Source organism: Nocardia sp. NPDC006044, from assembly GCF_042871115.1.
Classification (GTDB): domain Bacteria; phylum Actinomycetota; class Actinomycetes; order Mycobacteriales; family Mycobacteriaceae; genus Nocardia.
Map to the genome: position 1 here is coordinate 185572 of NZ_JBIAID010000007.1, position 23894 is coordinate 209465.

The 23894-nt window shown below is 67.9% G+C and carries 20 protein-coding genes and 1 tRNA gene; 13 read left to right on the forward strand and 8 right to left on the reverse strand.

All coding sequences use genetic code 11. From position 1 onward, the window contains the following. Positions 1 to 40: 40 nt before the first annotated feature. Positions 41 to 1024, forward strand: coding sequence for a stage II sporulation protein M (locus ACFYO1_RS41760; protein ID WP_387244551.1), 984 nt, complete (start codon positions 41 to 43; stop codon positions 1022 to 1024). A 1305-nt stretch (positions 1025 to 2329) separates the two neighbouring features. Here ACFYO1_RS41760 and ACFYO1_RS41765 read toward each other — a convergent pair. After that, entirely contained in the window at positions 2330 to 3739 is a 1410-nt protein-coding gene (locus ACFYO1_RS41765) for a hypothetical protein (RefSeq protein ID WP_387244641.1), read from the reverse strand. 139 nt (positions 3740 to 3878) lie between these two features. Beyond that, positions 3879 to 4646, reverse strand: a complete 768-nt coding sequence (locus tag ACFYO1_RS41770) for an SDR family NAD(P)-dependent oxidoreductase (RefSeq protein ID WP_150400503.1) — start codon at positions 4644 to 4646, stop codon at positions 3879 to 3881. 94 nt (positions 4647 to 4740) lie between these two features. Here ACFYO1_RS41770 and ACFYO1_RS41775 point away from each other — a divergent pair, with 94 nt between their 5' ends. Beyond that, the gene (locus ACFYO1_RS41775; RefSeq protein WP_387244554.1) at positions 4741 to 5952 is read left to right on the forward strand and encodes an NADH:flavin oxidoreductase; all 1212 of its coding nucleotides are present in this window, start codon (positions 4741 to 4743) and stop codon (positions 5950 to 5952) included. A gap of 9 nt (positions 5953 to 5961) precedes the next feature. Here ACFYO1_RS41775 and ACFYO1_RS41780 read toward each other — a convergent pair whose 3' ends face one another. Next, a complete protein-coding gene (locus tag ACFYO1_RS41780; protein WP_387244557.1) occupies positions 5962 to 7437 on the reverse strand; it encodes a lipase family protein in 1476 nt (491 codons plus the stop codon). A 720-nt stretch (positions 7438 to 8157) separates the two neighbouring features. Continuing rightward, a tRNA-Leu gene (locus ACFYO1_RS41785) sits at positions 8158 to 8240 on the reverse strand. 227 nt (positions 8241 to 8467) lie between these two features. Between ACFYO1_RS41785 and ACFYO1_RS41790 the strand changes: the two genes are divergently transcribed. The 8 genes from ACFYO1_RS41790 to ACFYO1_RS41825 all read left to right on the forward strand — a co-directional run bounded on the left by ACFYO1_RS41790 (position 8468) and on the right by ACFYO1_RS41825 (position 19095). Beyond that, positions 8468 to 9874: an FhaA domain-containing protein gene (locus tag ACFYO1_RS41790; RefSeq protein ID WP_387244559.1), complete on the forward strand. Its 1407-nt coding sequence runs from the start codon at positions 8468 to 8470 to the stop codon at positions 9872 to 9874. A gap of 204 nt (positions 9875 to 10078) precedes the next feature. Further along, positions 10079 to 10546, forward strand: a complete 468-nt coding sequence (locus tag ACFYO1_RS41795; RefSeq protein WP_014980860.1) for an FHA domain-containing protein — start codon at positions 10079 to 10081, stop codon at positions 10544 to 10546. Further along, positions 10543 to 12045 carry a PP2C family protein-serine/threonine phosphatase gene (locus tag ACFYO1_RS41800; RefSeq protein ID WP_387244563.1) on the forward strand — a complete coding sequence of 501 codons (1503 nt, stop codon included), beginning with the start codon at positions 10543 to 10545 and terminating at the stop codon, positions 12043 to 12045. The genes ACFYO1_RS41795 and ACFYO1_RS41800 overlap by 4 nt, the downstream gene beginning before the upstream one ends. Continuing rightward, on the forward strand, positions 12045 to 13535 hold the full coding sequence (locus ACFYO1_RS41805) for an FtsW/RodA/SpoVE family cell cycle protein (RefSeq protein WP_387244566.1): 1491 nt from the start codon (positions 12045 to 12047) through the stop codon (positions 13533 to 13535). Before ACFYO1_RS41800 ends, ACFYO1_RS41805 begins: the two co-directional genes overlap by 1 nt. Beyond that, positions 13532 to 15001, forward strand: coding sequence for a peptidoglycan D,D-transpeptidase FtsI family protein (locus tag ACFYO1_RS41810; RefSeq protein ID WP_387244569.1), 1470 nt, complete (start codon positions 13532 to 13534; stop codon positions 14999 to 15001). The genes ACFYO1_RS41805 and ACFYO1_RS41810 overlap by 4 nt, the downstream gene beginning before the upstream one ends. 31 nt (positions 15002 to 15032) lie before the next feature. After that, a complete protein-coding gene (locus ACFYO1_RS41815; RefSeq protein ID WP_387244572.1) occupies positions 15033 to 16556 on the forward strand; it encodes a serine/threonine-protein kinase in 1524 nt (507 codons plus the stop codon). Then, entirely contained in the window at positions 16553 to 18457 is a 1905-nt protein-coding gene (gene pknB / locus ACFYO1_RS41820) for a Stk1 family PASTA domain-containing Ser/Thr kinase (RefSeq protein ID WP_387244575.1), read from the forward strand. The genes ACFYO1_RS41815 and pknB overlap by 4 nt, the downstream gene beginning before the upstream one ends. Before the next feature lie 218 nt (positions 18458 to 18675). Then, complete coding sequence (locus ACFYO1_RS41825; protein WP_387244578.1) at positions 18676 to 19095, forward strand: CBS domain-containing protein; 420 nt, start codon at positions 18676 to 18678, stop codon at positions 19093 to 19095. Here the strand turns inward: ACFYO1_RS41825 and ACFYO1_RS41830 are convergent. Continuing rightward, a complete protein-coding gene (locus ACFYO1_RS41830) occupies positions 19092 to 20291 on the reverse strand; it encodes a dihydrofolate reductase family protein (protein ID WP_387244581.1) in 1200 nt (399 codons plus the stop codon). The genes ACFYO1_RS41825 and ACFYO1_RS41830 overlap by 4 nt on opposite strands. Before the next feature lie 79 nt (positions 20292 to 20370). Then, positions 20371 to 21015: an aminodeoxychorismate/anthranilate synthase component II gene (locus ACFYO1_RS41835; RefSeq protein ID WP_387244584.1), complete on the reverse strand. Its 645-nt coding sequence runs from the start codon at positions 21013 to 21015 to the stop codon at positions 20371 to 20373. A 173-nt stretch (positions 21016 to 21188) separates the two neighbouring features. Here ACFYO1_RS41835 and crgA point away from each other — a divergent pair, with 173 nt between their 5' ends. Next, positions 21189 to 21452 carry a cell division protein CrgA gene (gene crgA, locus ACFYO1_RS41840; RefSeq protein WP_150400480.1) on the forward strand — a complete coding sequence of 88 codons (264 nt, stop codon included), beginning with the start codon at positions 21189 to 21191 and terminating at the stop codon, positions 21450 to 21452. A gap of 120 nt (positions 21453 to 21572) precedes the next feature. After that, positions 21573 to 22070: a PH domain-containing protein gene (locus tag ACFYO1_RS41845; RefSeq protein WP_387244587.1), complete on the forward strand. Its 498-nt coding sequence runs from the start codon at positions 21573 to 21575 to the stop codon at positions 22068 to 22070. 58 nt (positions 22071 to 22128) lie between these two features. Here the strand turns inward: ACFYO1_RS41845 and ACFYO1_RS41850 are convergent, their stop codons facing one another. Together ACFYO1_RS41850 and ACFYO1_RS41855 are read right to left on the reverse strand one after the other, a co-directional pair. Further along, the gene (locus tag ACFYO1_RS41850) at positions 22129 to 22995 is read right to left on the reverse strand and encodes a rhomboid family intramembrane serine protease (RefSeq protein WP_387244590.1); all 867 of its coding nucleotides are present in this window, start codon (positions 22993 to 22995) and stop codon (positions 22129 to 22131) included. Positions 22996 to 22999: 4 nt separating this feature from the next. Next, entirely contained in the window at positions 23000 to 23527 is a 528-nt protein-coding gene (locus tag ACFYO1_RS41855; RefSeq protein ID WP_387244593.1) for a peptidylprolyl isomerase, read from the reverse strand. Positions 23528 to 23681: 154 nt separating this feature from the next. Here ACFYO1_RS41855 and ACFYO1_RS41860 point away from each other — a divergent pair, with 154 nt between their 5' ends. Continuing rightward, a complete protein-coding gene (locus tag ACFYO1_RS41860; RefSeq protein WP_387244595.1) occupies positions 23682 to 23894 on the forward strand; it encodes a hypothetical protein in 213 nt (70 codons plus the stop codon).

The window sequence follows — 23894 nt, forward strand, 5'->3', positions numbered from 1 at the left end:
GATAGCATTCTTCCGACCGGCGGTAGTGGGAGGCAAGCCTGTGGATGTCGACGCGTACAGCTTTGCGCACCGGAGGGCCTGGGAACGGCTGGACTATCTGGCCAAACGGGGCAGGCTCACCGGTGCCGAGGCGGACGAACTCGTCACGCTGTACCGGCGCACGTCCCAGCAGCTGGCCCGGTTGCAGTCGCACAGCCCGGACCCGGAACTGATCGCCGGGCTGAGCGCGTTGCTGGCCAGGGCGCGCGGGCGGGTGCTCGGCGGCCGGGGCGACACCTGGTCGGAGATCGGCCGGTTCTTCACTCACCGCTTCCCGGCCGCGCTGTACCGGAGCTGGCCGTGGTGGGCCGGCGTGGCCGCGGCGTTCCTGCTGGTCTCCGCCGGGCTGGCCGTCTGGGTGGCCCGATTCGATTCCGCGCGTACGGTTCTCGGCCTGCCGCGGGACACCGGCGGGCTGACCGAGCGGGGCGGCGCCTTCGAGTCCTATTACTCCGAGCATCCGCAGGGCGCGTTCGCCGCGCAGGTGTGGACGAACAACGCCTGGGTGACGGCGATCGCCCTGTTCACCGGGGTGCTGATCCTGCCAGCGGTGTATCTGCTGTTCATGAACGCGCTCAATCTCGGCGTCTCGGCCGGGCTGATGGCCGACGCGGGGCGGCTGGATTCGTTCTTCGGCTTCATCCTGCCGCACGGGACGCTGGAGCTGACCGCGATCTTCGTGGCGGGCGGGGCCGGGCTGAAACTCGGCTGGACGCTCATCGATCCCGGCCGGCTGAGTCGCCTGGAAGCGGTGGCGCGGCAGGGCCGGGCGACCGCGACGATCGCGCTCGGGTTGGTCGGGGTGCTGCTGGTGTGTGGCTGCATCGAGGGTTTCGTGACGCCGAGCGGTCTGCCCGCGCCGGTGCGCATCGCGATCGGATTCACCGCCGAGGCGTTGTTCCTGCTCTATGTGTTCGGTGTGGGTCGCCGGGTGGTGCTGGCGAAGCGCGCGGAGACGCTGGACGGATCGGACGACGGTCGGTAGACAACGTCGAGCACACACTGAGCGAAGAGGGTTCGGGCACTGGACAGCAACGCCGTGTCACGGATCGGTTGCGATGTCCCCCATTTGAGTTCCGCTGGCCGCAGCGAGTCGTGCTCAGCTGCGGCCAGCGTTACCGTCGACTCTACACAATCGTTATCCCTATGCAACCCTCCCCGCTGGTGTCAAGCGTATAAAGCAGCTCGCCAGCAAACCCTTGTGAGAGCATGGTTTTTCAGACTTCCAGCTAACTCGCAGCTGTCGGTTTTCGCGTCATTCGAACAGCCGACAAGTACTCGCGCGTACGAATCCGCAGGTCTCTCCGTATCCACTCAGTGGCGGTACAAACTTTGTTCGAATGATTAGCTGCGCCCTCGACATAGACACCTCCATGGCAGGCACGCAGGGGCAGCGACCTGCCGGTTCGTCCGAGAAAACCGAGTTAGCTGGACACCGGATGAACAGAAAGCGACCACAGGTTTGTTTACAGCGTAATTAACACGACACATACCTGGTTGAACCGCCCGTGGACATGCATGCGTCTTGTCAAGATCAGGAATAACCAGACGCGAAAAGGCGCCTGATCGAGCACCTCGACGGCACCGGTTCAGCACCACGGCCGCAACCTCCCGCCGGGGTGTGATCTTCGCCTCACTGCCCGCGCGGAACCGGCGAATGCGGCGAAATCGGCACTGCGGCAAGCTTTCCCCAATCGGGACACACCGGTACAACACGCCGAAAGGCGCATGACTGGGGACGCTTCTCGGCGTCTCGATCCAGGATCGCGCCCGTCCACAGCCTGGGGGTCGGCGACGCTCCACCGCTGTGGACAGGACGCGCCTTGTCCACAACCCTTCGCACCGCCGACGACCGACCCGATGGATGTCCACACCTGGGTACCACCGTGCCATCCCCAAAGGCAGCACTCACCCAACAGCTTTCGCGCACCGCTGTCCCCACCCATGGGGACGGTCATGCACAGGCGTCAGCCAGGCGGTTCGGTGTCGATTGCGGCGCAACGCTCGAGCTCAGGCAGGCAACGCGACGGTGAACGGCATCCGGCCATCCCGAAACAACCCACAGCATCATCCACAGCCGCCGACCTTCGTCACCAAACCCCGTGCGGCGCAATATCGCGCCCAGAAAGCGCGGAAACGTGGGTGGGTGCCGATCGATGCTCCTCGAGCAGCACACAGATTCATCCACAGGTGCGATCCCTCGGTCCGGGATGTGCACAAAGCGTGAACTCGGCTGTGCAACACGGGTATCCACAGGCGGTGCACGTGCGGGCGCCGAAGCCGACCGCGCTCAACCGATGCGCAGAATCCCGGTGACCGTGCCCTGCAACACCTGCCGCCCCTGCGTGATCAACGGCGACGTCTGCAACGGATCGTCGACGATGGTGCCGGGCAGCGGACTGCTCGCCGTCACCGCGCCGGTGTCCGGATCGACTGCGGTGAACGCGTATCCGTCCAACGGCGTGGTGATCTCCGCACCGAGCCGGGTCACTGTGTACACCGCGCCATCGGCTGTGGACAGATGTGGAACGGCCGCACTGCGCACCGTGTTCTCCCAGACCGTGTGACATCCGTTGTCGTCCACATCAACCCGGGTCATCCCGCCGGTGAACGGCGCGGTCGGCGGCACCGCGGGTCCGGCGCCCGCGGGCACCGCGGGATACGGATAACCGTAGGTACTCGCGACGAACAGCGAGCGCCCGATGCCGATCGGCGAATTCTCGCTCCCCGCACCGCCCTTCGTCAGCACCGGCTGCGAGCACACCAATTGTCCGGTTCCGGAACGGAATACCAGCGCGTTGACCTGTCCGTCGGCGTTGTCGACGATGGTCAGGTAGTCCGCGCCGGTCTTCGGTCCGAAGTAGGTGGGTGTGGATCCGGTGCCCCAACTCAGCTGTCCGGGTTTACGCGCCGAGCCGCGTTCGTACGCCGCGCGCCAGAGCACCTCGGGCCGGCCGGACGAGTCGGCCCGGAGTTCGTACAGCGCGTGCGTGGTCGCGACCGCGATCCGCCCGCTCGGCGCGGCCGAAATGCTGTTCGCCACTTGCTCATCGGCGGGCAACGTCACTGTGACCGCCGCACCGGACGGCGCGACCAAACCGACGACGCCCTTTCCGCTGGCGAACCATATATTGCCCGCCCAGTCCGGCACCAGCCCGGTCACGTTGTCCCCCACCGGAATCACCCCGGACAGGTCCGCCACCTGCTCGCTCGTCAGCCGCCACTTCCCCGTCGCGTCCCGGGCGTGCCCGACGCGCAGCAATCGATTGCCGCCGTCAACGACGGCGAGCTTGTCGTCATTGTCCAGATACGCGTAGACGCCGCCGAGCAGGCTGCCCTTGGCCAGCGGCAGCGCGGCCAGCGACGAGCCGATCGGTCCTGGCGACGCGGGATCGATCAGCTGCACGACCGGCGCCTGCCCGGCGATCGCCGTGCACAACGCGACCACCAGATGGTCCGAACCCTCCAGCAACGTCGGGCAAGCCGAGGCCAGCGGATATGCCGAGACCGGTGCGTCCGCGCCGGGCCCGGCCAGCGGAGTCGCGTCCGACGAGCCCGCGTCCCCGTGCATCGTCGAGGTACCGAGCGGCCCGAGATACGGATTCGGCGGGGCCAGCGGACCCCACGGTGCGGCCGCGGCGGGACCCGCGGTCAGCAGCGCGGTCGAACAGGCGGCGAGCAGGATCAGCGGAACGCGCATAACGGTCTTTCGGGTCGGCGGCACAGCATTCGATCGAACCGAACCGAACGCCATCGGCACAGTATTCGAAACGCCAATGATCCAAATCCTGCGCCGCTGACCCCGCATCATCTGCTGATTGCCACCCGCGCGGGACGACTTACATCAACGCGCCGCCGTCGATCCGGATCTCGGTGCCGGTCATGTAGCGACCGTCGTCCGAGGCGACCATCGCGACCACACCCGCGATGTCCTCCGGACTGCCGAGCGCGCCGCCGTTGAGCCAGCCGGTCATCCGGGCGAACAGCTTGGGATCGAAGCCCTCCGGCTGATCCCGGATCGACTTCGTGGTGATCCCGCTGGTGATGCCCGCGGGCACGATGTTCACCGCGCGCAGCCCCTGCTTGGCGTATTCCAGCGCGATCGCGTGGGTGAACGCGTTGACCCCGCCCTTCGACGCCGCGTACGCCGCGAGGTAGGGCGCGGCGCTGAACGCCGCGGTCGAGGAGATGTTCACCACCACGCCGTGACCCGATTCCACCAGCGCGGGCAGCGCGGCCTGGGTCACCAGGAAGGTGCCGGTCAGATTCACTCCGATCACCTGGTTCCAGGCGTCCAGGGGCATCTCGTGGGTGCGAGCCGGGCGCAGGATGCCCGCGCCGTTCACCAGCACGTCGAGCCCGCCGAGGAAGCCGAGCGCGGTCTCGGTCGCCGCGCGCACCGACTCCGGGTCGGCGACGTTCACCGCGACCGTCCGCAATCGCTCGGCGGCGTCGCCCGCCTTTTCCGCCGTGGCCGCCAGGCCCGGCTCATCGATATCGGCGGCGACCAGCTGCGCCCCCTCGTCCAGCAGCCGGAGGGCGATGCCCTGCCCGATGCCGGAGCCTGCTCCCGTCACCACCACCCGGCGGCCGTCATATCTGCGCATGCCAAGAATTAGAACAGGTTCTCATTGTGAGTCAAGACACTTCCGGCATCTCAATTCCGGAACGCAGAACTGGAACACGTTCTAGTCTGAGCAGATGCCGAACGACGCGTTCCAACCGGCCAGACTCGGGCCGATCCAGCTGCGCAACCGGATCATCAAGGCCGCGACGTTCGAGGGCCGCACGCCCGACGCCCTGGTCACCGACGAGCTGATCGAGTTCCATCGCGCGGTCGCCGCGGGCGGCGCCGGGCTGACCACGGTCGCCTACTGCGCGGTCGCGCCCGAGGGCCGGACCGACCGGCACCAGATCTGGATGCGGCCCGAGGCGGTGCCTGGGCTGCGCAGGCTCACCGACGCGGTGCACGCCGAAGGCGGCGCGGTATCGGCGCAGCTGGGTCACGCCGGGCCGGTGGCGAACGCGGCCTCCAATCGGGCGCCCGCGCTCGCGCCGAGCAGGCAGTTCAGTCCGATCAGCCTGCGGCTCACCCAGGCGGCGACGGTCGACGACATCCAGCGGATCATCACCGCGCACGCCCGCGCCGCCCGGCTGGCGGTGGAGGCCGGATTCGACGCCGTCGAACTGCATTTCGGGCACAACTATCTGATCAGCTCGTTCCTCAGCCCGGCGTTGAACAAACGCTCGGACGAGTACGGCGGCACCCTGCGCCAACGCGCCGAACTGGCCAGGCGGACCGCGGACGCGGTGCGGCAGGAGGTCGGCGGCGAGATCGCGGTGCTGGCGAAGTTCAACATGGACGACGGCGTGCGCGGCGGGTTCGGCGGCGCCGAAAGCCTCACTGTCGCACGGTGGCTGGCACAGGACGGCACCCTCGACGCGCTCGAACTCACCGTCGGCAGCTCGCTGCGCAATCCGATGTACCTGTTCCGCGGCGACGTGCCGCTGCGCGAGTTCGCCGACTCGTTCCCGCAGCCGCAGCGCGCCGGTATCCGCTTGGCGGGCAGGCGATTCCTGCGCAGCTACCCCTACCATGAGACCTATCTGCTCGACGAGGCGTCGCGTTTTCGCGCCGAGCTCGCGCTCCCGCTGGTGCTGCTCGGCGGCATCGCCTCGCGCGCGGCCGTCGACACGGCGATGGCGCACGGGTTCGAGTTCGTCGCGATGGCCCGCGCGCTGCTGCACGACCCGGGCTTGGTCAACCGGATGCGCGCCGACGCCGCGAGCGAGTCGCTGTGTACCCACTGCAATCGCTGTATGCCGACGATCTATCGGGGCACCCGATGTGTGCTGACGACCCCGGAAAACACTCGAGGGCCCGGACCTGAGCGGTCCGGACCCTCGACGTGATCGAACCGCCTACTTGATCTCGCGAATGGCCTGCTCGGAGAGCGCCGCGATGCGCGGGCCGACGGCGGCCGCGAACTCTTCCTGCTCCGCGCCTTCCAGCGCGATGCCCGCGACGTCATTCCTGATGCAGCCCTTGGCCACCGGAACACCGTCGAACCGGTCCTTCATCCACGACATGACCCGCGGCTGAGCCGTGACGAACAGGCTGTAGCCCTCGTTGGCATGCGTGCGGTTGTACTCGACCTTCGCATCCGCATTCCGGCAGTAGTCGTCCACCAACCGGTTCACCGCTCCGACGGGCGCGATCCAGTCCGGATTGGACTGGTAGATGAACATCGGCATCTTGGGCACGTTGTTGCCCATCCGGACCTTCTCCAGCACCGCGGCGGGCACCGGCTCCCGCACCATGTCGGGAGAATCGAAGAGGCCCTTGATGTTCAGGAACGGGAACATGGTCATCACATTCCAGCCCATGCACATGTTGCTCTGCGGCCCGATCATCGCCTTGCCCAGCGGATTCAGATGCTGGTCCAGGTACTCCTGCAACTCCGGGTATTCCCTGGCCACGCCGAGCACGCCGGAGTAGATCAGCCCTGCGGCGAGCTGGCTGTTCGCCAGGTCGACCATCGCGGTCATGTCCGCGGGTACGCCGCCTTCGGCGACACCGACGACATTGAGTTCCGGCGCGTACTGCTCTTTCATCTCGGCGGCCCACCCGGCGGCGATCGCACCACCGGAGTTACCGATCAGGCCCACCATCGTGTCCGCGCCCCGATCCAACGACATCTGGGCGAAATTCTCGGCGGCCCTGACTCCGTCCAGGGTGATCTGACCGGCCAGCGGGCCTGCCCCGAACGCATTCGCCGGCCCTTCGTGGTCCGGCAGCGAAACCGCCCAGCCCTGCGAGAGGGCGTACAGCGGAATCAGGACTTCACTGTCCGGGCCGACCGAGCCGCGATAATTCGACGGAACGGTGGCCTGCTGGATGGTTTGCGACGGTGCGCAATGCGGCGCCAGCGAGTCCTGCGGAATCTGATAGGAAATCAACCGGTCTGGCCTGCTGCCGCGTGGCTTCATGACCGTGGTGACCGCGGCGACGGGCTCGTTGCGTGTGTTGGTGGATCGGTACGACAGCTGCCAGGCATCCACATCGAGTGGAATTACCGAAAAGAATGAAGGCACCATTTGCCGGGCGGCAATGATCTCGCCGGGCGCTTTCGACGCGACCACATCGCCGGCCGGATAGTAGAACGACGGATCGTGGCCGTCGAATCGGCCGAGAATCCCGTGATCGTTCCACGGTGTCGCGGGCGGCACCGGGAACGGCAGCTGCGGGTACACCGGGTAGGGCCCTTGCTGGCCAACAGGTTCCGGCGCCGGGTCGGCCGAGGCATATCCGGCCGCCGCGATCTGCGCGGTCACCGCAGCCGTCGCCGCCAGCGTCACCACGAATCGACGCCGACGCCCTTTGTGGAGCACATTCATACGCGATCCTTCACAGTCGGAGATAGCGGACATTCCTGAAACTCCACGAACAGCGGCACATTCGGGCCGCAACCCCACTGAAGTGATGCAGCAGCGTTTGAGAAACGCCGGATTCGGGGTAAGTCGCGCGGCGAGCATAGCGCTCGAAATGCCAGATAAAGCGTTAGGAACCGGCAATTCCTGAGTTTTCGCTGAAAATCCCCCGAAAACCATTGCGTGTCACGGTGCGTCACCCACCCCCACCACAACTTTCCCGCCCCCGAACTAAAACACCCGCCAGCATTAACAGAACACTTTGACAGGTCCCGATAGCCCACCCCCATCCGTATGCCCTTGCCATCAACAAGTTCTCAACGAAACCTCACCCCGGAGCAATCAACATTCCTCGATTGCGAGTAACTACTCGCCCCGACGGCAGTCATCGAAGCCCGGTAGTAGGGAGAAGGCAGGGTAAGGAGACAAAACCCGCCGAGTGATGCCAGGCAACGCCCCGACGCCCTCGCTCTCAGCCCCTTGCCCGCCGAGCCTCCTCCCCCTGAGAGACAGGGCCGAAGCACCACCGCACCCCTCACGCTCACTGTTTCAGCTATGCCCGAGGAATGGGGGGTTCGGGGGGGCGAAGCCCCTCCGAGCGGGCGTGGGGCCGCGCCCCACAAAGACAAATGAACGAAACGAGAAAGGCCCACGCTCTGTGTGAGCATGGGCCTTCCACGAGTGGAGTGGGCGAAGGGGGACTTGAACCCCCACGTCCCGAAGGACACTGGCACCTGAAGCCAGCGCGTCTGCCATTCCGCCACTCGCCCGAGCGACTGGGAGACAGTAGCACGCACTCGGCGTGAGTACGAAATCGCGTGCGGGGGGCCGTGACGCGGGGGCTGGACAAGCGCGGGAACCTGCTGATCTCGCCGAGAGTTACAGGTGTGGACGATCGTGGATATCATGCAATGAACGTGCTCGATACGCGACACGCCATACCCGTGTGTCGTTGTTACGAATCAGCAGAAGAGACGCTCACCGAAGGGAGGCCGAGATGGGCATCGTTTCACGGTTCGAGCGTCGTCTGCAGGGCGCCGTCGGTGATGTGTTCGCCAGGGTGTTCGGCGGCAACGTCGTGCCCCAGGAGGTGGAGGCGGCGCTGCAGCGCGAGGCTGCCGATCATGTCCAAGAGCTCGACGGCGGACATCTGTTGGCGCCCAACAGTTATGTGATCACGATCAATGCTTCCGATCACCAGCAGTTGGACGCCGATCACGACCTCACCACCCGCGCGTTCGCCAAACACCTGCAGGATTACATCCGCGAGCAAGGCTGGCAGACCTACGGCGAAGTACACGTGGCGTTCGAGGCATCCCCTACGCTGCACACCGGACAGTTCAGGGCTAGCGGCCGGGTCGACCCGGACGTCGGTCGCGGAGCTACAGCAGCTCGGGGCCCTGAACCCACGCCACAACGACCTGCAAACCCGCAACCAGGAGCTGGCCCCATGACGCAGAACTCAGGCTATGACCCGAGCCGTGAGCCCGCGGAGTCCGATCCACGCAACCGCGGGTACGCCCCACCGCCTGCCGGTCGCGGTGGTGCGCAGAACGGCGCGTACCGCGAGGACTACGGTCGTGGCGCCGCGCCCTACGGCGCGGACTATGCGGCGCCGGACGCGCCGCAGCAGGGGTACGGCGACTACCAGAACGGCTACGACTACCAGCAGGGTGGCCAGGCCTACGGCCAGCCGGGCTACCAGGAGCCGGGCTACGGCGCGCAGCAACAGGGCTATGCCGATCGTGGTTACGGGCAGCAGGGCTACCAGGAGCCGGGCTACGGCCAGCCGGGCTACCAGGAACCCGCGTACGGTCAGCCGGGCTACCAGGAGCCGGGGTACGGGCAGCAGGGCTACGGCCAGCAAGGCTACGGCGATCAGGCCTACGCGGATCCGGGCTACGGCCAGCAAGGTCAGGGCTATGCCCAGCCGGGCTACGGCCAGCAGGGCTACCAGGAGCCCGGTTACGGCGATCAGACCTACTCCGAGCCGGGCGCCTACGGCCAGGACGACCAGGGCGGTTACGGCCAGGCCTACTCGCAGCAGCCCGGTTACGGCGCGCAGCCCGGCTATGGCGCCGCGCCCGCGTATCCGGCTGCCCCGCAGGCGGGATCGGGCTACTCGGCGACTCTTCAGCTCGACGACGGCAGCGGCCGCACGTACCAGTTGCGGGAGGGCAGCAACATCATCGGCCGCGGCCAGGACGCGCACTTCCGGCTGCCCGATACCGGCGTCTCGCGCAGGCACATCGAGGTCCGCTGGGACGGGCAGACCGCGATGCTCTCGGATCTGGGATCCACCAACGGCACGCTGGTCAACGGTTCTCCCGTGCAGGACTGGCAGCTCGCCGACGGGGATGTGATCCGCGCCGGGCACTCCGAGATCCTGATCCGTATCGTCTGATCCCGTAAGCTCGCGATGCAGGTCACGACTTGGCCATCCAGGATTCGTCGGTCGTATCGTGATCGAATTCGACCTACGGCCCTATGATGCTGCCAACACACGCACGTCTCCGGTACCGGGGTCGGCAAGACCAGCATGCTGGTGGGGGTGGTCGAACCGCACCTACGGCACCGACATACACGGTCGAACAGGAGGTGGAACGCCGTGCAGGGACTGATCCTGCAACTGACCCGCGCGGGGTTCCTGCTGCTGTTGTGGTTGTTCGTGTGGGCGGTGCTGCGCACCTTGCGCAGCGACATCTACGCGGCATCCGGCATACGGATTCAGCCCAGGGCCGCGCGCGGTTCCGCGGTGCTGCCCTCCTTCAGCCGGGGCCAGAAGGGCGCCAAATTTCTTGTGGTGACTCAAGGTTCACTCGCCGGCACCCGCATCTCGCTAGGCACCCAACCGGTGCTGATCGGGCGTGCGGACGACTCCACGCTGGTGCTCACCGATGATTACGCCTCGACCAGACATGCGCGACTGTCCCCGCGTGGCGATGATTGGTACGTCGAAGATCTCGGCTCGACGAACGGCACCTACCTCGATCGCGCGAAAGTCACCACTGCCGTGCGGGTTCCGCTCGGCACTCCTGTCCGTGTCGGCAAAACAGTGATCGAGCTGCGATCGTGACACTCGTTCTCCGCTACGCAGCGCGTAGCGACCGCGGACTTGTCCGGGGCAACAACGAAGATTCCGTGTACGCGGGTGCGCGATTGCTCGCGCTCGCCGACGGCATGGGTGGCCATGCCGCGGGCGAGGTGGCGTCGCAGTTGATGATCGCCGCCCTGGCCCACCTGGACGACGACGAACCGGGCGACGATCTGCTCGGCAAGCTCGACGCGGCGACCAGGGAGGGCAACGCCGCCATCGCCGATCAGGTCGAGGAGGAGCCCGAACTCGACGGGATGGGCACCACGCTCACCGCGATCCTGTTCGCCGGCAAGAAGCTCGGCCTGGTACACATCGGCGATTCCCGCGCGTACATGCTGCGCGGCGGCGAGCTGGCCCAGATCACCAGGGACGACACCTTCGTCCAGTCGCTGGTCGACGAGGGCCGGATCACCCCGGAGCAGGCGCACACGCACCCGCAGCGCTCGCTGATCATGCGCGCGCTCACCGGCAACGAGATCGAGCCGACGCTGATCATGCGCGAGGCGCGCGCCGGAGACCGCTATCTGCTGTGCTCGGACGGCCTCTCGGATGTGGTGAGCGATGAGACCATCGCGAACACCATGCGCGAGGGCAGCACCGACGAATGCGCGGACCGGCTCATCGAGCTCGCGTTGCGCAGCGGCGGACCGGACAACGTCACGGTCGTGGTCGCGGATGTGATCGATCTCGATTACGGCCAGAGCCATCCGATCGTGGCCGGCGCCGCGTCCGGGGTGGACGAGGACACGCCGCCGCCGAACACCGCGGCCGGACGCGCGGCAGCCATGCGGCCGCCGCGGGCCGCGCCCCGCCGCGCCGCCGCGACCCCGGAACCGGAGCCGAAGGGCAAGGCGCGCAAGCTGCGCTGGATCGTGCTGGCGCTGGCCCTGGTGGTCGCCGTCGGTGCCGGATTGCTGGTCGGCTACAAGATGATTCGCAGCAACTACTACGTCGGGGCCGACAACGGCTCGGTGGTGATCCTGCGCGGCCTACCCGGTTCGGTGCTCGGATATTCGATCCACGACGTGAATCTCGTCGGCTGCGTCACCAAGACCGGGGAGCTGTCCCTGGTCGATCCCGGTGCCGACCTGCCCTCCTCGTGCAAGCAGCTGAAGGTCACCGACCTGAAGCAGACCGGTCGCGAACAGGTCGGTAAGGGCTTGCCGCCCGGTTCGCTGGATCGGGCCAAGGAGCAGATGCGGTCCATCTCGCAGGGCGAGCTGTTGCCGGCCTGCCCGGCGAAGACCTCGGTGCCGCAGCCCGGTGTGCTGCCGACGCCGGAATCCTCGCCGCCGGCCGTCCCGCCCCCGCCGACTCCCGGCGCGCCGAGCACCGCTGCCGCCCCCACCACCGAGCCCGCACCGCCCGGCAACGGTGACGCGAAGGGCCCCGAGATCAAGACGCCGACCCCGGTTCCGTCGGCGTCCGCGTCGCCGAACCCCCAGATCGCGGGGGAGAACTGCCGGGTGACGGACTGATGTCCGCGCCGGCACCGCCGTCCGCTGGGGCTTTTCCCAGTCCTCCCGGCGGCTTCGCTCCCGCGCCGCCGCCGAGCACGAGACGCAACATCGAACTGTTGCTGCTCGCGGGTGCGACGGTGATCACGACGGTCTCGCTGTTCCTGGTCGAGGCCAGTCAGGAGCAATCGGTCACCTGGGACATCGCCAAGTACGGCCTGGCCTTTCTCGGCTTGTTCGGGGTCGCCCATCTCGCGGTGCGCCGGTTCGCGCCGTTCGCCGACCCGCTGTTGTTGCCGATCGTCGCGCTGCTCAACGGACTCGGACTGGTGCTGATCCACCGGCTGGACCTGGCCGATCAGCAGGAAGCGGCCTACAACTCGTGGTCGATGCCCTCCCCCGACGCCAATCAGCAGATCCTCTGGACCGCGCTCGGCATGGTGGTGTTCGTCGTGCTGCTGATCGTGTTGCGCGACTACCGCACGCTGGCCCGCTACGGCTACACCCTCGGCCTGGTCGGCCTGATCGCGCTGGCCCTGCCCGCGGTGCTGCCGGCGCGGTTCTCCGAGATCAACGGCTCGAAGAACTGGATCAAGATCACCGGGTTCAGCATCCAGCCGGCCGAATTCGCGAAGATCCTGCTGATCATCTTCTTCGCCTCGGTGCTGGTGGCCAAGCGCGATCTGTTCACCGCGGCCGGTCGGCACCTGCTCGGCATGGAGTTCCCGCGCGGACGCGACCTCGGCCCGATCGTGGTGGTCTGGATCGTCTGCGTCGGCGTGCTCGTCTTCGAAAAGGACCTGGGCACTTCGCTGTTGATCTTCAGCACGGTGCTGGTGATGCTCTACATCGCCACCGAGCGGGTCGGCTGGCTGATCATCGGCGGCGCGCTGCTCACCCTCGGCTTCTTCTTCGCCTACCAGACATTCAGCCACGTCAAGGTGCGCACGCAGACCTGGCTGCATCCGTTCGACGACTACAACAACACCGGCTACCAGATCTCCCAGTCGCTGTTCGGGCTGGCCACCGGCGGTCTGGCCGGCACCGGCCTGGGCAGCGGACGCCCCAATCAGGTGCCCTTCGCCAAGACCGACTTCATCATCACCACCATCGGTGAGGAGCTCGGCCTGATCGGGCTGACCGCGGTGCTGGTGCTGTTCCTGGTGCTCATCGTGCGCGGCCTGCGCACCGCGCTCGCCGTGCGGGACAGCTTCGGCAAGCTGCTCGCGGCGGGCCTGGCGTTCACCGTTGCGATCCAGCTGTTCGTGGTGGTCGGCGGTGTCACCAAGCTGATTCCGCTGACCGGCCTGACCACACCGTTCATGTCCTACGGCGGCTCGTCGCTGCTGGCCAACTACGCGCTGCTGGCGTTGCTCATCAAGGTCTCGGACGCGGCGCGCGCGCCGGCGCCGGCCCGCAAGGCCGTGCCCGCGGCCCCGATCGCGGAGATGACCACCGAACTGTTGCGCAAGCCCGACGCGGGCCGACCGGAAGCGGGGCCGGCCATATGAACACTCCCCTGCGCCGAGTCGCCATGGCGGTCATGCTGATGATCGTCGCGCTGCTGCTCAACGCCACCTACGTGCAAGTGATCAAGGCCGACGACTATCGCGCCGATCCGCGCAACTCCCGGGTGCTGCTGGACGAGTACTCCCGCCAGCGCGGGCAGATCTCCGCGGGCGGCACCGTGCTGGCCAACTCGGTCGCCACCGAGGACCGCTACAAGTACCTGCGCACCTACCCGAGCTCCCCCGAGGCGTACGCGCCGGTCACCGGCTTCTACTCGATGCAGTACCGCACCACCGGGCTGGAACGGGCCGAAGATTCGGTGCTCAACGGCTCCGACAGCCACCTGTTCGGACAGCGGCTGGTCGACATGGTGTCCGGCCGGGATCCGCGCGGCGGCAACGTGATCACCACCCTCGACCCGGCCATGCAGCAGGTCGCCTACGACCAGCTGACCAGTAAGGGCTTCACCGGATCGGTGGTGGCGATCGAGCCGAGCACCGGCCGGATCCTGACCATGGTGTCCACGCCGAGCTACGACCCGAACCTGCTGTCCAGCCACGACGGCGCGCGCGGCACCCAGGCCTGGGAGCAGCTCAGCGCGGACGAGCGCCAGCCGATGCTGAATCGGGCTGTCTCGCAGACCTATCCGCCCGGTTCCACGTTCAAGGTGGTGACCACCGCGGCCGCGCTGGCCAACAACATCGCGACCCCGGAGGACCAATTCACCGCGGCGCCGAACATCACCCTGCCGGGAACCAGCACCACGCTGGAGAACTACGGCGGCTCCAACTGTGGCTCGGGCCAGAGCGCCTCGCTGTACGACGCGTTCCGGCTGTCCTGCAACACCGCGTTCGCCGAACTCGGGGTGAAGGTCGGCGCGGCCAAGCTCAAGGACCAGGCCGCGGCCTTCGGCATCGGGGAGAACCGGGGCATCCCGATTCCGGTGGCGGAGAGCACGGTCGGCACCATCGCCGACAACGCCGCGCTGGCCCAGAGCAGCATCGGACAGCGCGACGTGGCGCTGACCCCGCTGGACAACGCGATGATCGCGGCGACCGTGGCCAACGGCGGCGTCCGGATGGAGCCGCACCTGGTCGACCAGCTGCAGGGGCCCGACCTCAGTGAATTGTCCAAGACCAAGCCGGTCTCACTCGGCCAAGCGTTCAACGCCCAGGTAGCGTCACAGCTGACGAATCTGATGATCGCGTCGGAGACCAACACCACCGGTGGCCAGTCCTCCGCCCGCTATCAGATCGCGTCCAAGACCGGCACCGCCGAACACGGCAGCGATCCCCGCAATACCCCACCGCACGCCTGGTACATCGCCTTCGCACCCGCGCAGAACCCGAAGATCGCCATCGCGGTCATCGTGGAGAACGGCGGGGATCGGGCGCTCGGCGCCACCGGCGGCAAGGTGGCCGCGCCGATCGCGCGTGCGGTCTTGGACGCCGGTCTGCGGGGGAGCTGAACGATATGGATGTGCGAGTGAAGGTACGGGGATGCTGAACAACGGTGCGATGATCGCCGACCGCTACCGCCTGCAACGCCTGATCGCGACCGGCGGCATGGGCCAGGTCTGGGAGGCGCTGGACACCCGGCTGGACCGCCGGGTGGCCGTCAAGGTGCTCAAATCCGAGTTCTCCGCCGACCCGACGTTCCGGCACCGGTTCCGCACCGAGGCCAGGACCACCGCCCAGCTGAACCACCCTGGGATCGCCGGGATCTACGACTACGGCGAGACCACCGACCCGCAGGGCAGCGAAACCGCCTACCTGGTCATGGAACTGGTGCAGGGCGAGCCGCTGAACACGGTGCTGAACCGGCTCGGCCGGCTCTCCGTCGGCCAGGGCCTGGACATGCTGGAGCAGACCGGCCGGGCACTCGACGTCGCGCACCGCGCGGGCGTAGTGCACCGCGACGTGAAGCCGGGCAACATCCTGGTGACCCCGACCGGTCAGGTGAAGATCACCGACTTCGGCATCGCCAAGGCCGTGGACGCCTCGCCGGTGACCAAGACCGGCATGGTGATGGGCACCGCGCAATACATCGCGCCGGAGCAGGCGGTCGGCGAGGACGCCACCGCGGCCAGCGACGTGTACTCCCTCGGTGTGGTCGGCTACGAGGCGCTGGCCGGCACCCGCCCGTTCAGCGGCGACGGCGCGATCACCGTCGCGATGAAGCATGTGCGCGAGACGCCGCCGCCGATGCCGGGCGATCTGCCCGCCAATGTGCGCGAGCTGATCGAGATCACCATGAGCAAGGACCCGAAGAGCCGCTACTCGCGCGGCGGCGAATTCGCCGACGCCGTGGCCGCGGTCCGCGCGGGGCGCAGGCCGCCGACCCCGACCGGGGCCAACCCGTCGATGTCGATGACCGGCGCCACCCGGGTGCTCCCGCCCGGACCGACCGTCGCGATACCGTCCACGCCAACCGATTTCGACGGCGCGACGGTGCACTACTCCACGCCGGCCGGCGCGGCCCTCAGCAACGCGGGCTACGCCAACGGCGCCGGTGCGCCCGCGACCATGCTCAACCCGGGCACCGGCGGCAACCAGGTCGCGCAGGGTGACGGCAAGCGTTTCACCCCCACCCAGAAGTGGATGGCCGCGCTCGGCGGCGGCGCGGTGCTGTTGCTCGCGCTCGTGCTGTACCTGATGTTCGGCGGCGACACGAACCCGGACTCGAAGGTGCCGCCGGCCACCACGTCCACCACGGCGCCCAAACCGCCACCGCCGCCGGTGACCAGCACGACGACGCCGAAACCCGTTCCGCCGCCGGTGGTCACCACCACGGAACCGCCGACCACCACGACCGAACCGCCGACGACGACGCCCGAGCCGACGACGACCACACCGCCGCCGAGCACGACCACGCCGCCGAAGACGACTAAGCCGTCGACGACGACTCCGGCCACGACTCTGCCCCGGATTCCCACCATCGACATACCATTTCCGGGGAACAACGGCCGTAGCCCCGCGGCCACACCGAGCGCGCCCAATAACTCTTCGCAAGGACAACAATGACGACCCCGAAGAATCTCTCCTCCCGCTATGAGCTGGGCGAGATCATCGGGTTCGGCGGCATGTCCGAGGTGCACAAGGCCCGCGACCTGCGGCTCAGCCGGGACGTGGCGATCAAGGTGCTGCGCGCCGACCTCGCTCGCGACCCCACCTTCTATCTGCGATTCAAGCGCGAGGCACAGAACGCCGCCGCGCTGAATCACCCGGCCATCGTCGCGGTGTACGACACCGGCGAGGCCAAGGTCGACGACGGCCCGCTGCCCTACATCGTGATGGAGTACGTCGAGGGCGACACGCTGCGCGATATCGTGCGCGGCCAGGGTCCACTGCCGCCGCGCCGGGCCATGGAGGTCGTCGCGGACGTCTGTGCCGCACTGGATTTCAGCCACAAGGCCGGCATCGTGCACCGCGACATGAAGCCGGCCAACATCATGATCAACCGGGCCGGCGCGGTGAAGGTGATGGACTTCGGCATCGCGCGCGCGATCGCCGACAGCGCCAACCCGATGACCCAGACCGCGGCGGTGATCGGTACCGCGCAATACCTTTCGCCCGAACAGGCGCGCGGCGAGACCGTCGACGCCCGCTCCGACGTGTACTCCGTGGGCTGCGTGCTGTTCGAAATCCTCACCGGGGAACCGCCTTTCACCGGTGACTCGCCGGTCGCGGTGGCCTACCAGCACGTCCGGGAGGATCCGCGGCTGCCGTCGCACGTGCATCCCGGCGTGCCGCGCGAGCTCGACTCGGTGATCCTCAAGGCGATGAGCAAGAACCCGGCCAACCGCTACCAGAGCGCGGCCGAGATGCGCGCCGACCTGATCCGGGTGCTCGGCGGGCAGAAGCCGATCGCCCCGATGGTGATGACCGACGAGGACCGCACCACCGTCTTCGGCTCGGACGAGCCGGCGCCGCGCAGCTACCGCACGATCGAGCGCAATGACGACACCGCCGAGCAGGGTCCGCCGGAGCAGGGCGGCCCACGCCGCACGCTCTACATCGGGATCGCCGCGGCGGCCGGTGTCGCCGTGCTGCTGGCGCTGTTCTGGGTGCTGATCGGCCCCGGGAGCAAGCCGGATCAGGTCGCGGTGCCCGACCTTTCGGGCAAGACCTCGCAGCAGGCGACCGATGTGTTGCAGCAGGCCGGCTTCAAGGTGGCCATCCAGCAGAAGCCGGACAGCAAGGTCGCGACCGGCAATGTCATCGCCACCGCGCCGCTCGGCGGATCCCGGCAGGACAAGGGCAGCACCGTCACCGTGCAGGTCTCCACCGGCCCGGCCCAGGTTCAGGTGCCCAAGCTCGACGGGATGAGCCAGGCCGAGGCCGAGGTGGCGCTGCGCAACGGCAACCTGAAGATGGACCCGCAGGTGCAGAAGAAGCCGTCCAGCGCGCAGGACGTCGACAAGGTCATCGGGCAGGATCCGTCCGCGGGCTCGCGGGTCGACGTGGACAAGGCCATCGTCATCACCCTCGGCAGCGGCCCGGAATCGGTGCGGGTGCCGAACGTTGTCGGCCAGGACATCGACGTCGCCAAGCCGAACCTGGTGGACAGCGCCGGATTCAAGATCACCATCCAGGAGGTGCCGTCCTCCCGGCCGAAGGGTGAGGTGCTGTCGACCAGCCCCGCGGGCGGCGCGAGCGCGGAGAAGGGTTCGACGGTCACCGTGCAGGTGTCCAGCGATCAGATCAAGATGCCGTCGCTGGTGGGCCTGACCGTCGCGCAGGCGGTGGACAAGTTGCGGGCGGAAGGGTGGACCGGCACACAGAGCCAGATCAGCCAGTCCCCGCAGGGCACGTTCGACACGAGCAGTGTCGGCCGGATCCTCAGTCAGCAGCCGTCGGCCAGCGGGTCGATCGCGAAGAACGGGACCGTGGTGGTCGGCGTGGGCGTCCTCGGACCGCCCTGAGCCGACCCGCCTCTCCGCATATTCAGGCCGGATACAGGTGCGACATCAGTGACTCGGCTGCCGGCGGTTTCATCGCCGGCAGTCGGCCTGTGCCGGGTGGGTTAACCCTGTGTTGTAGAGATCAGTTGACTCAAAGCACCGACCGGTCGGTGTGATCGGCGGCAGAATCAGTCTTGCTCCATCCGGATCAGCAGTGCTGACTAGCGAGGAGGAAGCCTATGACGACCGCCAGAGACATCATGAAGCCCGGTGCCCAGTGGATCTCGAAGGACGAGACCGTCGGGAGGGCCGCCAGGGTGATGGCCGAACTCGGCGTGGGATCGCTCGTCATCGCCGACGACAACGACCGAATGTGCGGAATCATCACCGATCGCGACATCGTGGTGAAATGCATTGCGCAGGGCCGTTCCCCGGCCACCACGCGCGCCGCGGAACTCTGCGAGTCGACGCCGCGCTGGGTGGACGCCGACGCCGACGTCGAAACCGTGCTGGACGAGATGGAGAGTCACCGGGTCAAGCGAATGCCGGTGATCGACCACAAGCGCCTCGTCGGCATGATCAGCGAGGCCGACCTGGCCAGGCACCTCGACGACAATCAGCTCGGCGAGTTCGTGACGGCCATCTACGGCCGGCCCTAGGACAGATCGAGGTGGCGGTTCATCGACATGGCCGCATCGGCCAGCTCCGGGAGTTCGACCACCTCGACGCCCTGCTGCCGTAGCTTCTCCACGCCGACGCAGTCGGCCACGAAGGTCGCGGGCTCGCGCCAGGCCAGGACCACCCGGGGTATCCCCGCGCGCAGGATCCGGTCGGTGCACGGCAGGCGGGTCGCGGTGCTGCGCTGCGAACACGGTTCGAGGGTGGTGTAGATCGTCGCGCGGGCCAGCCGGGAGTCGTCCGCGCCGAGCTTGTCCAGCGCGGACTCCTCGGCGTGCACCTTCGCGTCGGTCTCGCGGGAATAGCCGGTGGCGATCTCCACGCCGTCGGCCACGATCACGGCGCCGACCGAGAACGCCGTGTCGCTCGGCGGGCACAGCCGCGCGAGTTCGATTGCCCGCCGCATCAACCGAACGTCCTGTTCTGCCTGGGTTTCCGGCCTCGGCAGATAGCGCAGGACCGCGACGTCACCGACCTGCGTGACGCCGGCGAGTCGCATTCGGCGGTGCGGGGCGCCGGGATAGTCGGCGGCGTCGAGGAAACGGGGTGCTCCGGGGTCTCCGACCAGCAGCGGCGCGACGGCCAGGTGCAGCTCGTCCGCGAGATCGGCGGCGAGGAAGGCGGTGTGGATGCGAGTACCGCCCTCGACCATGAGCCGGCCGATGCCGCGGCGACCGAGGTCGTCCAGCAGCGCGCCGAGGTCGAGTTCGGCGCCGAGCGAGACCACTTCGGCGAGCCCGGACAGGCGGTCGGCGAGTTGCCGCAGGCCCGCATCGGTCGTGTAGACGAGTTTGTCACCGCCGTGGTGCCAGAACCGCAGGGCCGGGTCGAGGTCACCGCTGGCCGTGAGGGTGATCTTCAGCGGGAACTCCGGTTTGCCCGCGGCCATCCGCGCGGCCCGGCGATCGGCACTGTCCACAAGCAGCCGCGGATTGTCCCGCCGCAGCGTCTGCGCACCGATCAAGATCGCGTCGGAATCCGCGCGCACCTGATCGACCCGATCGAAATCGGCCGCATCCGACAACCGCAGCCGCGCAGAGCTGGCGTCGTCTATGTACCCGTCGACACTGACCGCGACCGACAGCAGCACGTGGGGACGCATTGCGGTCGCACTGCGCCCGGCGTCCGCGACGCGCTCGCTCCCGATGTTCACCCCCGCGCCCGTTCGTGAAGACACGGTTTCGACGAGCCGGTCAGCCGGTGCCGCACACAGTCTCCGGGTCCACGGTGCCGCCGACCCGCGCACCGCCGTGCGCTCATTGCAGCACCAACGCGGCGACCTCCGCCTCCAGCGTCTGCACCAGGCTCTCCGCCGGGTGTTCGCCGCAGACGCCGAGCCAGTTGGCCAGCATCCGGTGACCGCCCTGGGTCAGCACCGATTCGGGATGGAATTGCACGCCATGGATCGGCAGGGTGCGGTGCCGCATGGCCATCACAATGCCGGATTCGGTGCGGCCGAGCACCTCGATCTCCGCGGGCAGGGTGTCTTCCAGCACGGTGAGCGAGTGGTAGCGGGTCGCGGTGAACGGGTCGGGCAGGCCGGCCAGCACGCCGGCGCCGATGTGGAACACCGAACTGGTCTTTCCGTGCAGCAGTTCGGGCGCGCGGGTCACGGTGGCGCCGAATGCCTCGCCGATCGCCTGATGGCCCAGGCACACGCCGAGCAGCGGGACGTTGTGCGCGGCGCAGGCGCGCACCAGGTCGATGCTGGCGCCCGCGCGATCGGGGGTGCCGGGTCCGGGGCTGATCAGGATGCCGTCGAACTCGGCGACCACGGAGTCCACCTCGGCCAGGTTCGGGTCGTCGTTGCGCCAGACCACGGCCTCGGCACCCAACTGCCCGAGGTACTGGACCAGGTTGAAGACGAAGCTGTCGTAATTGTCGACGACCAGAACACGCATGGTCCGAGATTACGTCCCCGCACGCCGCCGCGTCGCATCCATTACCAGTTGGGATAGCCTAGACACACACCGGAGGGTGCCGGAGCCTCGTCCACTGCGGCGAGCGAGCTCCGCACGACCCACCCGCGCCTGCCCCGCCGGTACCGACCTGCACGCCGAAATACGAGGACGTCATGCCCAAGTCGAAGGTCCGGAAGAAGACCGACTACACGATCAACCCTGCCAGCCGGACCCCGGTGAAGGTAAAGGTCGGGCCGTCGCCGGTCTGGTACGTCACCATCATGCTCGGGTTCATGCTCGCGGGCCTGGCCTGGCTGCTCGTGTACTACCTCGCCGCCGACCACATCGGCTGGATGAACGATCTGAACGCATGGAACTTCCTGATCGGATTCGGCCTCATGGTGGTCGGTCTGATCATGACGATGCGGTGGCGCTGACACCACATCTGGGTTGTTTCCGGTGAACCGGACACCACATCTTGGTTACAGACGTGTCATTCATACACACCTGTGGATGAACCTGTGGACAACTCGAGGACCGATTGGGGAAAGTGACGCGTGACACCGGATTCTCCTGATCCCCAGTCGGCAGATTCCGCGCCCCGCGACGCCACGCCGCGACTCGCCTGGACCACGCCGACCCCCGCGCTAGTCGCGGTCGCCGGTGGTGGTGTCGTCCTGGCGGTCGCCGCGATCCTGGCCGACGAGGCCGCCAGCCGACTGCTTGTCGGCCTGGCCGCGGCCGGATTGCTGGTGCTGGCCGGACTGGGTTTCCGACAGCGACCTCGGCTTTCCGTGCTTCCGGGCGCCGACCCGCGCCTGGTTGTGCGCAAGGCGCTCGGCGCCGACGAATACGCCCGCGATCAGATCATCCGGGCGCGCGTGGTGGACTATCGCCGCCTCGGCCGCAAGATGCCGATGCTGGAGATCGACGTCGACCACGACGGCACCGAACGGCTGTTGATCTTCGGCCGCTGGGATCTCGGCACCCGGCCCGACGACGTCTACGACACCCTTGTCCACACCCTCCGGCTGACCGGAGAACGCCCCAGCTGATCCGTTTCGGCCAGAGTTATCCACAGGGGCTGGTGACAACTTCGGTGCGAGCGGCGAATCAGGTGAGCGACATCGCGGTCGCGCCGATCACTCCGAGCGCCACCAGTGCGACGGCCGCGACCGCGACCCAGCCGATCAGCCGCGCCGTGTCCTGCGATGTCGCGCGCAGCCAGCCGGGCAGGAACAGGATGCCCAGCGTCGCGAGCGTGCCGGCGGCCAGACCGCCGAGGTGGCCGAACAGCGAGATGCCCGGCAGCGAGAAGCTGATGAACACGTTGATACCGATCAGGATCAGCATCTGATTCGGGTTCTGCCGCAGCCGGATCAGGATCACGGTGATCGCGCCGAACAGGCCGTACACCGCACCCGAGGCGCCCGCGGTCGCGCTGTCCTGGGAAAACACCATGACCGCGGCCGAGCCGCCGAGCAACGACACCAGATAGACCGCCAGGTAACGCAGCCGGCCGAGCACCAGCTCGCCGTCGCGGCCGATCACATACAGCGCGAACATGTTGAGCAGCAGGTGGATCGGGCCGTAGTGCAGGAAGCCCGAGCCGATCACCCGGAACCACTGCCCGTCGGCGACCCACGGCGGGAAGAGCACCCAGTCCGCGAACAGCGCCGAGGCCCGGTTGTTCACCAGGCTCTTCGCCTGCGCGGCGGTGATCGCGAACACCGCGACGTTGATCGCGATCAGCGCATAGGTCACGTAGGGCAGCGACGCCCTGGCCACCGGCGCGCCGGCGACAGTGCGGACCGGCGGAACGTCACGTTGCTCCTGCCGCAGGCAATCGACGCAGTGCTGGCCGACCGCCGCGGGACGCAGGCATTCGGGGCAGGCGGGCCGTCCACAGCGCGTGCACGCCAGGCCGGTCGGACGTTGGGGATGGCGAACGCACGTCGGCGCAGGCGGCTGGGCGGTCATAAGCTCATTCGATCGTGATCTTGGTGATTTCGACGGGTTCCAGAGGACGGTCGTTGCGGTCGGTGGCCGTGGTGGCGATCGCGTCGACCACCTTGCGCGACTCGGGATCGACGACCTCGCCGAAGATGCTGTGCTTGCGGTTGAGGTGCGGCTGGGGGCCGACGGTGATGAAGAACTGCGACCCGTTGGTCGCGGGTCCCGCGTTGGCCATGGCCAGCAGGTAGCCGCGGTCGAAGCGCAGTTCCGGGTGGAACTCGTCGCCGAATTCGTAGCCAGGGCCGCCGCGTCCGGTGCCGGTGGGATCCCCGCCTTGAATCATGAACCCGGCCATCACCCGGTGGAACACCGCACCGTCGTAGAACGGGCCGGTGCTGCCGCCGCTCGCGTTCGCGGTGGTGTACGGAGCGGAACCGTCGGCCAGGCCGATGAAGTTGCGAACTGTCTTGGGCGCGTGGTTACCGAAGAGCGAGATCTTGATGTCGCCGCGATTCGTGTGCAGCGTCGCCACAGCGGTCTGATTCGGTGAGGTCACGCCGCAATGCTACGGTCCCGCCGCCCGGGAACCCCGGCGGCACCGGCCGGTGCCGCCCGTGTCGGCTCCGGCGCGTGGCCGCGTTCGGCCACCGATTACGCGCCGCTGAGCTGGCGCTACTGCATGAACGGTCCGGTTGTGCCAGCATGGGCCAATGACCTTGGGGCCCCTACATGTATCCGCACGTACTCGTAACCGGCTCATCGTCGCGACCGCCGTCGCGCTGGCGGGTGCCGTGGCCCTGCTGATCCGGAGCAAGCGCCCGCAGCCGCCCGCCCCCGCCCCGGCGCCGCCGCGGATCGGTTACTCGCGCAACGGCTCCGCACCGGCCCCGGTCGCCGGGGCCGGCCTGGAGAACGGGCGCTGA